Genomic DNA, 14,261 nt, shown 5'->3' on the forward strand with positions numbered 1-14,261 from the left:
TGGACAACAGCGTCACCGTGCGCGACAACGGCCGCGGCATTCCCGTGGACATTCATCCCAAGCTGCGCATTCCCGCCGTTCAGGTGGTCATGACCAAGCTGCACGCGGGCGGCAAGTTCGACAACAACGCCTACAAGGTGTCCGGCGGTCTGCACGGCGTGGGCGTCTCCTGCGTGAACGCGCTGTCGAGCTGGCTGGAAGTCATCGTCCGCCGCGACGGCAAGCGCTGGCGTCAGCGCTACGAGCGCGGCGTGCCCGTCACCAAGGTGGAACCCCTGGGCGACGCCGAAGGGCACGGCACCACCGTGCATTTTCTGCCCGACGAAGAAATTTTCGAGACCACCGTCTATTCCTTCGACATCCTGAAGAAGCGCTTCGAGGAACTGGCCTATCTCAACAAGGGCCTGACCATCATCTGCAACGACGAGCGCACCAACGAAACCCACACCTATCACGCCGAAGGCGGCCTTGAGCAGTTCGTGAAGGATCTGAACTGCAACGAGACCGGCCTGCATCCCATCATCAGCGGCGAAGGCGTGCAGGACAACGTGACGGTGGACTTCGCCCTTCAGTACAATTCCGGCTTCAACGAAAAGACGCTCACGTTTGCGAACAACATCCGCACGCACGAGGGCGGCACGCATCTGGCCGGCTTCAAGACCGCGCTCACCCGCGCCATCAACAACTACGTGAAGAGCCAGCCCGACCTTCAGAAGAAGCTCAAGGGCGACAGCCTTTCCGGCGACGACGTGCGCGAAGGCCTGACGGCCATCATCAGCGTGAAGCTCCCCCAGCCGCAGTTTGAAGGTCAGACCAAGACCAAGCTCGGCAACAGCGAAGTGGTGGGCATCGTGAACGGCGTGGTGTACAACGCGCTCGACGTGTATTTCCAGGAGCATCCCAAGGACATCCGCGTCATCATCGAAAAGGCCACCGAGGCCTCCCGCGCCCGCGAAGCCGCGCGTCGCGCCCGCGAACTCGTGCGCCGCAAGGGCGCGCTTTCCGACAATTCTCTGCCCGGCAAGCTTGCCGACTGCCAGAGCAAGGATCCTTCGGAATGCGAAGTGTTCATCGTGGAAGGCGATTCCGCAGGCGGTTCCGCCAAGCAGGGCCGCAACCCCATGACGCAGGCCATTCTGCCGCTGCGCGGCAAGATCCTGAACGTGGAGCGCGCCCGCTTCGACCGCATGCTCGCCAGCGAAGAAATCAAGAACATGATCACGGCCATGGGCGTGGGCATCGGCGACAACATGGACTATTCCAAGCTGCGCTACCACAAGATCATCATCATGACCGACGCCGACGTGGACGGCGCGCACATCTGCACGCTCATGCTCACCTTCTTCTTCCGCTACTATCCCAAGCTCATCGAGGAAGGGCACATCTACATCGCCCAGCCTCCGCTCTACGGCATCAAGAAGGGCAGCAACACCATCAAGTTCCTGAAGGACGACAACGAGCTCGACGAATTTCTGCTTCAGCGCCTGGCCGACGGCGTGTCCGTGACCACCGCCGACGGCAGAACCTACCGCGGCAGCGATCTCATCGGCCTGCTCAAGGACATCGACGACCTTGAAAAGTCCATGACCGAAGCGGAAAATTCCGCCATTTCGCGCGAGCTTTTCCTTTCCTTCCTCCGCTTCAGCGAGGAACTCACGCCCGCCATGGCCGAAAACGGTCTGCCCGAAAACTTCCGCGCCTGGATGGAAGAACAGGGCTATGCGGCGAAGCTGGAAGTGGAACAGCTTGAAGACGACGAACGTTCCTTCCTGGTGTTTGAGAACAGAAGCGGCCATCGCACGCGCCTCGCCGTGGAATTCTTCCACTCGCGCATGTACCGGCACGCCCGCCAGGTCTGGACCAAGCTCGAAAAGGCCTGCGGCTCCTTCCCCGTGACGCTTTCGAGCTCCGAATCCAGCCGCGAGGTCAAGGATTACTTTGAACTGCGCGAATCCGCCTACGCCGAGGCGCGCAAGGGCTTCAACATCCAGCGCTACAAAGGTCTCGGCGAAATGAATCCCGAACAGCTGGAAATGACCACCATGAACCCCGAAAAGAGAGCGCTTCTGCAGGTCAGCATTGAAGACGCCCAGGCCGCGTCCGACACCATTGAGGAACTCATGGGCGACCGCGCCGATCTGCGCCGCGACTTCATCATCCGCAACGCGCTTTCCATGGAAGATCTCGACATCTGATGAGACGGGCCCCTTCCCGCGAAGGGGCTTCCCTTCTTTTCCGGGAACTCATTAACACATCGCCCAAAGGATTCCTACCGTGGCAGAATTTAAAGTCGATATAGAAAAAGAGCTGCGTCAGTCCTATCTGGCCTACTCGCTCAGCGTCATCATAGGCCGCGCCATTCCCGACGCGCGCGACGGCCTCAAGCCCGTGCATCGCCGCATTCTCTTTGCGCAGTCGCAGATGGCCAACACCTACAACCGGCCCACCAAGAAAAGCGCCCGCGTCGTCGGCGACGTCATAGGCAAGTATCATCCTCACGGCGACTTCGCCGTGTACGACGCCCTCGTGCGCATGGCGCAGGACTTCAACATGCGCGATCCCCTGGAAGACGGTCAGGGCAACTTCGGCTCCATCGACGGCGACTCCGCCGCCGCCATGCGATACACCGAAGTGCGCATGTCCCGCCTCGCTTCCGAATTTCTGGACGACATAGAGAAGAAGACCGTGGATTTCCGTCCGAACTACGACGGTTCGGAACAGGAACCCGAAGTGCTCCCCACCAAGGTGCCCAACCTGCTGCTCAACGGTTCTTCGGGCATCGCCGTGGGCATGGCCACCAACATTCCTCCCCACAACCTCGGGGAATTGTGCGACGCGCTCCTTCGCCTCATCGACGAACCCGACTGCACCGTGGACGACCTCATCGATCTCGTTCACGGCCCGGACTTCCCCACGGCCGGCTTCGTGTATGCCGGTCAGGGCCTGCTCGACGCCTACCGCACCGGCCGCGGCGTGGTGAAGGTGAGAGGCCGCGTGGAAGTTGAGGAACGCAAGAAAGGGCAGCAGTCCGTGGTGATCCGCGAAATTCCCTACGCGCTCAACAAGTCCGTGCTCGTCACCAAGATTGCGGCCCTCGTGAACGACCGCAAGCTCGACGGCGTGACCGACCTGCGCGACCTGTCCGACAAGAAGGGCATACGCATCATTCTCGATCTGCGCCGGGGCACCATTCCGGAGCTCGTCATCAACGCGCTCTACAAGTACACGCCTCTGGAAACCTCCTTCGGCATCAACATGCTCGCCGTGGTGGACAACAAGCCCCAGCAGCTCAATCTGCGCACGGCCCTCACCTGCTTCCTCGATCATCGCCGCGAGGTGGTCATCCGCCGCACCCGCTTCGATCTGGAAAAGGCGCAGGCCCGCGCCCACATCGTGGAAGGTCTGCTCAAGGCGCTCGACATCATCGATGAAATCGTGTCGCTCATCCGCGGTTCGGAAACCCCGCAGGAAGCCAAGTCCGGCCTGGTGAACCGCTTCGGCTTCACGGAAATCCAGGCGCAGAGCATTCTCGACATGCGCCTGCAGCGCCTCACCGGCCTCGAACGCGACAAGCTGCTCGAAGAATTCCGCGAACTGCAGAAGCTCATCGCCTACCTGACCTCCATCCTTGAGGATCCCGAAGTGCTCCGCGGCGTGCTGCGCGAAGAAACGCAGTACATCAAGAACACCTACTCCACGCCCCGCCGCACCGAAGTGGTCATGGACGAGCTTTCCGGCATCGACATCGAAGACCTCATTCCCGACGAGGACGTGGTCATCACTCTGTCGCGCCGCGGCTACATCAAGCGCACCACGCTCGCCAACTATCAGCAGCAGAAGAGAGGCGGCAAGGGCATTGCCGGCCTGCACACCTCCGAAGACGACTTCGTGCAGGAATTCCTCACCACCACCAATCATCAGTACCTGCTGCTCTTCACCAACAAGGGCCGCATGCATCAGCTCAAGGTGCATCAGGTGCCGGAAGGCAGCCGCACCGCCAAGGGCATGCACATTGCCAACCTCCTGCCCCTGGAAAAGGACGAGTGGGTGGCCAACGCCCTTACCGTGCGCGAGTTCGCCGAACACAGCTATTTCCTGTTCACCACCAAGCAGGGCATGGTCAAACGCTCCAGCGCTTCCCTGTACGCCCGCTGCCGCAAGAGCGGCATGATAGCCCTCGGCCTCAAGGAAGGCGATGAACTCATCGCCGTGCGCGAAGTCACGGATTCCGATCACGTGGTGCTCGCCACCGCCCACGGCATGGCCATACGCTTCGCCATGCCCGACGTCCGTCCCATGGGCCGCAGCGCTTCCGGCGTGAAGGGCATAGGACTGCGCCGCGGCGACTCCGTGGTGGCCTGCGTCACCGTGAAGGACGGCGACAACTCCACCATGATCATGACGGTTTCCGCCCTCGGCTACGGCAAACGCACCAAGATAGACCTCTACCGCATGCAGAGCCGCGGCGGCATAGGCCTCATCAACTTCAAGGTCTCCCCCAAGACCGGCGAAGTCATCGGCGCCATGCCCGTGTCCGATACGGACTCCCTCATCCTGCTCACTTCCACCAATAAGATCATCCGCCTCGGCGTGGACGAAGTCCGCTCCGTCGGCCGCGCCACCATGGGCGTCCGCCTCGTCAAACTCGACGAAGGCGCCAGCGTCGCCGGCTTCGACACCGTGTCCGACAACGGAGAGAATGCGGAAGAATAGAGGAGAGATTGGCGGGGAGGAAAGGGAACTTTCTGAAGAAAGCTTCCCTTTCCTCCCCGCGCCCCTCCTATCCTTCCAAGACTTTTTAATTATGCGGCGGCTCGGTCGCTGAAAGACAAAAAGCCCCGACTCTTTTTGAGAGTCGGGGCTTTTTGTCGATGTGCTGCTTGGAATGTGATGCAGAGAAAAGGAAAAATTTTAAGGCTGCCCCGGCAACATCTCTGCGGTCAGGGTGGAAAAGTTTTGCTCGACACGCCCGTACTCTTCTCAGCAACGTTCGTGCAGACTCTTCCGCCTTTTTCCTTTCTCCCCCTCAACACTTCCCCGAAATAAAAGTTTTAGGAAGGGGGATGGGGGTGCGGGGGAAGGGGGAAAGCCCTTTTTCAAAAGGGTTTCCCCCTTCCCCCGCATAACCCATAACTACTTCTTCCTCGAAACAACGATGGCGGCTCTCAGAGAATCATAGACCGGGGGGCAGCGGAGGGCGTTGGCTGTCCATGAGGCGATGAAGGCTACGATGAGGGCGCCGGGGAGGCAGGAGAGGGCGCCGGACATTTCCATGACGAGGGCGGTGCCGGTGAGGGGGACGCGCACCATGGAGACGAAGAAGCCGACCATGCCGTAGATGAGGAAGGTGTTCCAGCTTTCCGGGGGGATGAGGCCGGAGGCGGCGAGAAGTTGTCCGCAGAGGGCTCCGAGCAGCGCGCCTATGCAGAGCATGGGCATGAGTATGCCGCCGGGCACGTTGCCGGTGTAGCTGAACAGGGAGAAGGCGATTTTGAGAGCGGCGAGGAGGAGCAGCGCGGGCAGGACGGAGGCGGGGTCGGCGGCAAAGCGTATCAGGCTTCCGGCGAGGTCTTCGCCGCCGCCGAGCACGGCGGGGCAGGCGAAGGCCAGCACGAAGGCGGCCAGCATGGGCGGCAGGATGCGCCAGTTCTGGGAAAGGGGCGTGTGCAGGGCTTCGGCGTTTTTGGTTCCGAGCAGCGCCTTGTTGTAGAGCACGCCCGCCGCGCCCATGACGACGCCCATGAGGGGAGCCGTCCAGAGGAGGGAAAGCGGCAGGGCGTGGATGTCCCGGAAGGGAAAGATGAGTCCGAATCCGAAAAGGCAGCGCGTGGCGAGTGCGGCCGTGGCGGCGGCAAAGCCCACGGCGATGAGTCCGCCCCAGGTGAAGCGGCTTTTCATTTCCTCGAACACGAAGAGCACGCCGGCTATGGGAGAGCCGAAGGCGGCGGTCATGCCTGCGGCGGCTCCGGCGGCGATGTGAATGTGCCCGGCAAAGGAGATGCGTTCCCAGAGTCCGGCAAGAAGGGCTGCGGTGGCGGCTCCCATCTGGATGCAGGGCCCTTCGCGGCCGAGGGAGAGTCCGCCCACCGTGGAAACGAGGCATCCGACGAATTTTGCCGGAAGCACGCGGAGCCAGTCACGGCGCGAGACGTGGAGTCTGCCCCGGACGATGAGTTCCGTCTGCGGAATGCCGCTGCCGGAAATGAGCGGCGTGGTTTTGACCAGCCAGCCCAGAAAACGGGCGGCGGCAACAAGGACGAGCAGCCAGAGCGGCGCGATCCACCAGTTATCCTTCCATCCGGCAAGCCAGGAGGAGAGAACGGGCGCGGCATGGTCGCGGGCCAGGCGGAAGCTGCAGATGACGCAGGCGCAGCCGAGGCCGATGACGACGCCTTCCAGAGCGAGCAGAACGCGGTTGGCGCGCAGAATCCAGTATTTGCGGCGATGTTGATTCATGAATGATTCCTGTGAGGCGCAAAGGCTTCCCGGGGAAAGGTGATGCGGAGCGACGGCAAAGGCAAGGCTGCGCCGACGACCGTGAACGGAGAGGCGCATGCGTTTTTTTTCGAGCTCGTTACCTGTCCTTTTGTCTTGACTGCGGCAACACTGCGGCAATGGTAAACGCAACACGAAGGGCCGACGTTTTTCCGCCGCCTGCCTGTGCAAAGCTGTAGTACAGGAGCGCGGGCAGCGCAAGCATACCTCTGAAGGGAAAAAGAGAACATTTTCGGTTGCCGGGCCCGTGAGTTTTATCCTATACCTAGAAGAAATCATCTTCTTCAGGAGAACTGAACATGGCTCAGCGTGAACAACTTGCCAGCAGACTGGGGTTTCTGCTTCTTTCGGCCGGGTGCGCCATCGGGCTCGGCAACGTATGGCGCTTTCCGTATATTACGGGCAAGTACGGCGGCGCTGTCTTTCTTGTGGTTTATCTGCTTTTCCTGATCTTCGTGGGGCTTCCCGTGCTGGTCATGGAATTTTCCGTGGGGCGCGCCACGCAGCGCAACATGGCCCACGCGCTGGCCAGGCTTGAGCCCCGGGGCAGCTGGTGGCACAGGTTCGGCATCATGAGCCCCATAGGCAACTATCTTCTGATGATGTTCTACATTCCCATCGCCGGCTGGATGCTCTGCTACTGCTGGTTCATGCTGACCGGCCGTCTGGATGTCCCCACGGCGCAGGTTCCGGCGGTGTTCGGCGGCATGCTCGCCGATCCCTGGCTGCTGCTGTTCTGGACCGTGGTGGTGTCCGCGTCGTGCTTCGCCATCTGCGGACAGGGCCTTCAGCGGGGCGTGGAGCGCGTGGTCAAGGTCATGATGCTGGGGCTGCTTGTCATCATGCTGGGGCTCGCCCTGCATTCCTGTTTTCTGGAAGGCGGCTCCAAGGGCCTGGAATTCTATCTCAAGCCCGATCTCGGACGCGCCGTGGACGCAGGCTTTCTCGCTCTGGTGAACGATGCCATGAATCAGGCCTTCTTCACCCTGAGCGTGGGCATGGGCAGCATGTGCATTTTCGGCAGCTACCTGAAGAAGGATCGCTCGCTCACGCAGGAATCCGTGCTCATCGTGGCGCTGGACACCTTTGTGGCCCTGACCGCCGGACTCATCATCTTTCCCGCCTGCTTCGCCTTCGGCGTAACGCCGGACGCCGGGCCCGGGCTCATTTTCATCACCCTGCCCAACATCTTCAACAACATGACCGGCGGACGCTTCTGGGGCTTTTTGTTCTTCGTGTTCATGAGTGCGGCCGCGCTCACCACGGTCATTGCGGTGCTCGAAAACATCATTGCGTTTTTCATGGACGGCTACGGCTGGTCGCGCAAAAAGTCCACCATCATCAATTTCGTGGTGCTCACCCTGCTCACCCTGCCCTGCATTCTCGGCTTCAACGTCTGGTCCGACTTCCAGCCCTTCGGTCCCGGCAGCGCGGTGCTCGACCTGGAAGACTTCATCATCAGCAACAACATCCTGCCGCTGGGCTCGTTCCTGTTCATGCTGTTCTGCTGTCACCGCTACGGCTGGGGCTGGGACAACTTTATTGCCGAGGCCGACACGGGCCGGGGCATGAAGTTCCCCAAGTTCCTGCGCTTCTATCTGACCTGGATTCTGCCGGTGGTGTTTCTTTTCATCTTCGCGCAGGGATACATTCAGAAGTTCTTTTAATTTCGGAAAATTTTTGACGAATTTGTAAGAGCATTTCAAAAAACGGAAAGACGACGCATCCCGACGATTTTCCGTCGTTTTTCGGCGGGAGTCGGAGCGTTTGTGAAGAGGGAGCGGCCGCGGAAGCCGGTTTTTTCCGGTTGCCGGGCCGTCCTGTTTCACATATATGAAGAAAAAAGATTTCCGCCAAGGAGAAATATACTATGGCTCAACGAGAACAGCTCGCCAGTCGGCTGGGTTTTCTTTTCCTTTCCGCCGGTTGTGCCATCGGACTCGGCAATGTATGGCGTTTTCCTTTTATTACGGGCAAATACGGTGGCGCTGTTTTTCTTGTCGCCTATCTTGTGTTTCTTCTCGGCATGGGCCTGCCCATTCTCATCATGGAATTCACCGTCGGACGCGCTTCCAGGCGAAACATGTCCCGCGCCTTTCGTGAACTCAAGCCCGGTTCCAAATGGAGCTATTTCGGCTGCTTCAGCATCATAGGCTCCTATGCGCTCATGATGTTCTACATTCCCGTGGCAGGCTGGATGATGTATTACTGCTGGGCCACCGTGACGGGCACGCTTTCCGTTCCCGTGGATCAGGTGCCGGGAGTCTTTTCCAATCTGCTTGCCAGCCCGGGCATCATGCTTTTCTGGACGCTTGTCGCCTCCCTCGGATGCTTCGGCGTGTGCGCGCTCGGTCTTCAGAAGGGCGTGGAGCGCGTGGTCAAAATCATGATGGGCGGACTGCTCGTCATCGTCGTCGGCCTTGCCGTGCATTCCCTCACTCTGCCCGGCAGCATGAAGGGCGTGGCCTTCTATCTCGTGCCCGACCTTCAGCGCGCCATGGACGCCGGCATCATGTCGCTTCTCAACGACGCCATGAATCAGGCCTTCTTCACCCTGAGCATCGGCATCGGCGCCATGTGCATTTTCGGCAGCTATCTCAACCGGGACAACACCCTGACCAAGGAATCGGTGTTCATCGTTTCTCTGGACACCTTCGTGGCGTTCATGTCGGGCCTCATCATTTTCCCGGCGTGCTTCGCCTTCGGCGTGCAGCCCGACGCCGGCCCCGGCCTCATCTTCATCACGCTGCCCAACATCTTCAACAACATGGCCGGCGGCCGCTTCTGGGGCGCGCTGTTCTTCGTGTTCATGAGCGCGGCTGCGCTCACCACGGTCATCGCCGTGATGGAAAACATCATCTCCCACTTCATGGACACCTACGAGTGGACGAGAAAAAAGGCCGTGAAGATCAACTGCGTGGTGCTCACTCTCTGCACCCTGCCCTGCATTTTCGGCTTCAACATCTGGTCGGACATTCAGCCCCTCGGTCAGGGTTCCACCATCATGGATCTGGAGGACTTCGTCATCAGCAACAACCTGCTGCCGCTCGGCTCGCTCATTTTCTGCCTGTTCTGCTGCCAGCGCTACGGCTGGGGCTGGGACAAGTTCATTGCCGAAGCCGACGCCGGCGCAGGCATGAAGTTTCCCAAGTTCCTGCGCTTCTACCTGACCTGGATACTGCCCGTCGTGCTTCTGGTCATTTTTGTGGAAGGCTACATTCAGAAGTTCTTCTGATTTCTTTTCTGCAACCTTTTTCCGGCGCGCGCCTTGCTGCGGCGAGGCGCGCGCCGCCTTTGTTTTCCGTCTCTGGAGTACGTCATGCAACGAGAAAAAATGGCCAGCCGCATCGGCTTTCTTTTTGTTTCCGCCGGATGCGCCATCGGCCTGGGCAACGTGTGGAGATTCCCCTACATTACGGGCAAGTACGGCGGTGCCGTGTTCGTGGTCGCCTACCTGTTCTTTCTGCTCATGCTGGCGCTGCCTCTGCTCATCATGGAATTTTCCGTGGGTCGCGCCTCGCAGCAGAACCTCGGCAACGCGCTGCGCGTGCTGGAACCCAGAGGATCGCACTGGCACCGCATGGGCTGGCTCAGCATTGTAGGCAGCTACCTGCTCATGATGTTTTATATTCCCGTGGCCGGATGGATGCTCTTTTACGTGTGGAGAACGGCAACGGGACAGCTCGCCCTCGCGCCTGATCAGATGCCCGCCGCCTTCGGAACCATGCTTGCCGATCCTGCGGGCATGACCTTCTGGGCGTTTCTGACGTCCATACTCTGCTTCATCGTCTGCGGCTTCGGTCTGCGCCGGGGCGTGGAACGCGTGGTCAAGTTCATGATGACCGGGCTTCTCGTCATCATGCTGGGACTCGCCCTTCGAGCCGTGACCCTGCCCGGAGCGATGGACGGACTGACCTTCTACCTTGCTCCCGACTGGGAGCGCGCCGTGAACGCCGGCATCTGGAGCCTGCTCAACGACGCCATGAACCAGGCCTTCTTCACGCTGGGGCTCGGCATCGGCTCCATGTGCATTTTCGGCAGCTATCTGGGGCGCGAGTACACCATCACGCAGGAATCCATCTGGATCGTCTGCCTGGACACCTTTGTGGCCATGATGTCGGGATTCATCATTTTCCCGGCCTGCTTCGCCTTCGGCGTGGAACCCGATTCCGGCCCCGGACTGATTTTCATCACGCTGCCCAACGTGTTCAATTCCATGTCCGGCGGACGCTTCTGGGGCACGCTGTTCTTCGTGTTCATGAGCGTGGCTGCGCTGACTACGGTCATCACGGTCATCGAGAACATCATTTCCTACAGCATGGACGTGTGGAAATGGTCGCGCCGCAAGTCCACGGTGGTGAACGGCGTGGCGCTCACCCTGCTCACCCTGCCCTGCGTGCTCGGCTTCAACGTGCTCTCCGGCATTCAGCCCCTGGGCAAGGGCAGCACGCTCATGGATCTGGAAGACTTCATTCTCAGCAACAATCTGCTGTCCATCGGCGCCATCACCTTCATGCTGTTCTGCTGTCACAAGTTCGGCTGGGGCTGGGATAAGTTCATGGCGGAAACCGACGCCGGCCGCGGCGTGAAGTTTCCCAAGTTCCTGCGCTTCTACCTGACGTGGATTCTGCCTCTCGTGGTGGCGCTGGTGTTTGTGCAGGGCTATATTCAGAAATTCTTTTCCTGATGTCGTCTCTCTGAACCGCTGAAGTATCGAGAAGGCCGCGTCTTACCGACGTGGCCTTCTCGATTATGGGCGTGAGCCCGGATGTGAGGATTTCTCCTGCGGCGTCGCTTCGGCTCGCGCGGCGACGCCGGATTTTTCATGTCCGGCGCTCCGCGCGCCCCGTCTGAAATCGACGCGCGCAGGCGTCAGGCCTGCTCGCCTATGCGGCGCAAAACCTCAAGCAGCAGACGCCAGGCCCGTTCCGCAGAAGGAAGGTTGAGCGTTTCCTTGGTGGAATGCGCGCCCGTGACTTCCGGCCCGAAGGAGAGAAAGTCCATGGGGTGTCCGAGCTTCTTGAACTTTTTGGAGAATAGGCCGCATTCCAGACCGGCGTGAATGCCTTCCACTCTGGCGTCCTTGTGGAAGAGGTCGCGGTAGGCCTGTTCAAACAGCGGCTGCAAGCGGGAATCGGGATTGTATTCCCAGGCCGGATAGTCGCCGGAATGTTCCACGGTTGCGCCCACCATGGCGCCGAGCACGTCGATCTGACGGCAGAGGGCTTCCTTGCGGCTGGCGGAGGAACTTCTGGTCTGGCACTGGAAGACCACGCCGTTTTCTTCCATGAGCATCACGGCGAAGTTGTTGGAACTTTCCACCAGGCGCTGCGTGGTGATGGTCATGTCCATGGAGGCGATGCCGGTGGGAATCAGCAGCGCGGCGTCAAGAATGCGTCCGGCGCTTTCTTCGGTCATGATCCTGCCGCCTTCCGCGCTCTCCAGGGCAATGTGCAGACCTGCGCCGTCGGCTCCCCGCAGTTCGTGGCGGAAAACGTCGGCCCAGTCGTCAAGACGGCTGCGCAGCGTTTCTTCGTCGGCACGGATGAACACCACGGCCGAGCTTTCCTTGGGAATGGCGTTGGCCGCCGTGCCGCCGTGGATGGAAGCCAGACGGCAGGGGAAGGTCTGCATGAGATCGTCGAGCACTCTGGCCAGCAGCTTGTTGCTGTTGCCGCGCTCCTTGTGGATTTCGAGGCCCGAGTGTCCGCCCGCCAGGCCGCCCACGGTGATGCGGAAAAAGCGGAAGGCGCTGCTTTCGGGAACGGCGGCCGCGTCTTCAAACGCGGCGGGAATGTGCATTCTGCTTCTTCTTCCGCCGGCGCAGCTCACGCAGAACACGCCCTCTTCTTCGGAGTCCATGTTGATGAACATGGAGGCCGTCACCTGCGAGGCGTCGAACGCCGTGGCTCCGCCCATGCCCACTTCTTCATCCACGGTGACCACGGCTTCAAGCGGAGGATGCGGAATGTCTTTGGAATCCAGCAGCGCGAGCATGTAGGCGAGCGCTATGCCGTTGTCCGCGCCCAGCGAGGTGCCGTCGGCGTGCAGGCTGTCGCCGTCGAACACGAGTTTCAGCGGATCTTTGGCAAAATCGAAGTCGAGGCCGTTGTCCTTCACGCACACCATGTCCATGTGTCCCTGAAGAACCACGACGGGAGCCTGTTCCAGACCGGGCGTGCCGGGCTTGCGGATGAGGATGTTGCCTGCTTCGTCCTGCCTGACGGCGAGGCCGCGCTCGTTGGCGAAGGTCACGAGATAGTCGCTGAGCTGACGCTCGTGCTTTGATTCATGAGGAATGCTGCAGATTTTGGCAAACCAGCCGAGATAGGGCTTGTCGGTGCTGGAGGCATTGTTCATAACTTGCTCCTGTATTTTCCATGTCGTTGAAATGCCTGGGAGGATGCGAGCCCGCAAGGGCGCGCCGTTTCGGTTTACTCAAGAAGTCCGCCGGGTGCAACCGGCTCTTCGGATCGACGCGGGAGACGCTTGAAAAAGCGCTGCGGCGCATGCGATGCCGGGAAAATAAGAGAAGAAATGCGCAGGATTTTTTAATTTCCCGCCGACCGATTGACATAATGTTCTATTAATCACATAGTACCGACGTATGCCTTTTTCAGACGGAATAAGGTTTACGTGTATTATTTATTCTACCTCGGAGAATATTATGGAATACAGCAGAAGAGCCATGCTGGGCGTTATGGGTGGTCTTGCCGTTGGTGGTTCCCTTGCCGCCATGTCCGGTACCGTTATCGCGGCTCCTGCCGCTCCTGCCATGTCCGCCGGTAAAAACGGACACTTTGCGCAGATGGGCGGAGAGTTCGGCTGGACCCCGAAAAAGATCGACGACATCGCCGCTGCGGCTTCCGTGGCCTATCAGGGCTACTGGTATAAGGGTTACGGCTGCGGCTACGGCGTGTTCTACAGCATCATCGGCACCATGGCGGAAAAGTACGGCGCCCCCTACAACACCTTCCCCTTCACCATGATGGAAGGATTCAAGGGCGGCATGTCCGACTGGGGCACCATCTGCGGCGCGCTTGCCGGCGCGGCCATGGCCTTCTCGGTGTTCTATCCGCGCAAGGAAGCCACTCCCATGGTGAACGAGCTGTTCCGCTGGTATGAACAGACGGCCTTCCCCATCTACAATCCCGGCGACGCCGCCCAGGGCGTGAAGGGCGATCTGCCCACCAGCGTGTCGCATTCCGTGCTCTGCCACGTGTCGGTTTCCCGCTGGTCGCACGCCACCAAGCTGGCGGCCAACAGCACGGAACGCAGCGAACGCTGCGGCCGCATCACCGCCGACGTGAGCCGCAAGGCCATTGAGATTCTCAACGCCAAGATCGAAGCCGGCAAGGAATGGAAGGGCGCGCTCGGCAAGCAGGAATCCGTGACCGGCTGCACCACCTGCCACGGCAAGGGCAAGATGTCCGACATCCAGAAGGGCAACATGGACTGCACTCCCTGCCACAGCGGTTCCGAAGCCACGGCGGACAAGTTCCACAACCATCCGTAAATCGGGAAAGGCTCATTCCATATTGATGAGGAAAAGGAGGGGGCCGAATCCCCCTCCTCTTTTTTATGAAAAAGTGTTTTTCGGACGGTTGCGGCAGGAATTGCTGCGGAAAGCCTGACGGAACCGTTTGGTTTGATAAAAATAAAATGAATGTAATCAGTATATTAAATATAAAAATGAAAAAAGAATGAAAAAATCGCAAAAAAGTGTTTGACAAGTCGGGGGTAAATGGGCATAACTCGAAAACGCG

The 14,261-nt window shown here is 59.9% G+C and carries 8 protein-coding genes; 6 read left to right on the forward strand and 2 right to left on the reverse strand.

Annotated features, from left to right (window positions below; all coding sequences use genetic code 11):
- Positions 1 to 2,195, forward strand: a 2,195-nt coding sequence (locus Q0K02_RS12235; RefSeq protein WP_294489437.1) for a DNA gyrase subunit B, incomplete at its 5' end; no start/stop codon positions are given.
- A 79-nt stretch (positions 2,196 to 2,274) separates the two neighbouring features.
- A complete protein-coding gene (gyrA, locus tag Q0K02_RS12240; RefSeq protein WP_294489440.1) occupies positions 2,275 to 4,713 on the forward strand; it encodes a DNA gyrase subunit A in 2,439 nt (812 codons plus the stop codon).
- A gap of 420 nt (positions 4,714 to 5,133) precedes the next feature.
- Here gyrA and Q0K02_RS12245 read toward each other — a convergent pair whose 3' ends face one another.
- The gene (locus Q0K02_RS12245; RefSeq protein ID WP_294489443.1) at positions 5,134 to 6,456 is read right to left on the reverse strand and encodes a chloride channel protein; all 1,323 of its coding nucleotides are present in this window, start codon (positions 6,454 to 6,456) and stop codon (positions 5,134 to 5,136) included.
- 338 nt (positions 6,457 to 6,794) lie between these two features.
- Here Q0K02_RS12245 and Q0K02_RS12250 point away from each other — a divergent pair, with 338 nt between their 5' ends.
- The 3 genes from Q0K02_RS12250 (at position 6,795) to Q0K02_RS12260 (ending at position 11,182) form a co-directional block, all read left to right on the forward strand.
- A complete protein-coding gene (locus Q0K02_RS12250; RefSeq protein ID WP_294489446.1) occupies positions 6,795 to 8,162 on the forward strand; it encodes a sodium-dependent transporter in 1,368 nt (455 codons plus the stop codon).
- A gap of 203 nt (positions 8,163 to 8,365) precedes the next feature.
- A complete protein-coding gene (locus Q0K02_RS12255; RefSeq protein ID WP_294489449.1) occupies positions 8,366 to 9,730 on the forward strand; it encodes a sodium-dependent transporter in 1,365 nt (454 codons plus the stop codon).
- An 84-nt stretch (positions 9,731 to 9,814) separates the two neighbouring features.
- Positions 9,815 to 11,182, forward strand: coding sequence for a sodium-dependent transporter (locus tag Q0K02_RS12260; protein ID WP_294489453.1), 1,368 nt, complete (start codon positions 9,815 to 9,817; stop codon positions 11,180 to 11,182).
- Positions 11,183 to 11,367: 185 nt separating this feature from the next.
- Here Q0K02_RS12260 and Q0K02_RS12265 read toward each other — a convergent pair whose 3' ends face one another.
- Positions 11,368 to 12,855 carry an aminoacyl-histidine dipeptidase gene (locus Q0K02_RS12265; RefSeq protein ID WP_294489455.1) on the reverse strand — a complete coding sequence of 496 codons (1,488 nt, stop codon included), beginning with the start codon at positions 12,853 to 12,855 and terminating at the stop codon, positions 11,368 to 11,370.
- A 307-nt stretch (positions 12,856 to 13,162) separates the two neighbouring features.
- On the opposite strand from Q0K02_RS12265, the gene Q0K02_RS12270 reads away from it, so the two are divergent.
- Positions 13,163 to 14,011: a C-GCAxxG-C-C family protein gene (locus Q0K02_RS12270; RefSeq protein WP_294489458.1), complete on the forward strand. Its 849-nt coding sequence runs from the start codon at positions 13,163 to 13,165 to the stop codon at positions 14,009 to 14,011.
- Positions 14,012 to 14,261 lie beyond the last annotated feature (250 nt).

Origin of the sequence: uncultured Mailhella sp. (assembly GCF_944324995.1) — a bacterium.
GTDB lineage: Bacteria > Desulfobacterota > Desulfovibrionia > Desulfovibrionales > Desulfovibrionaceae > Mailhella.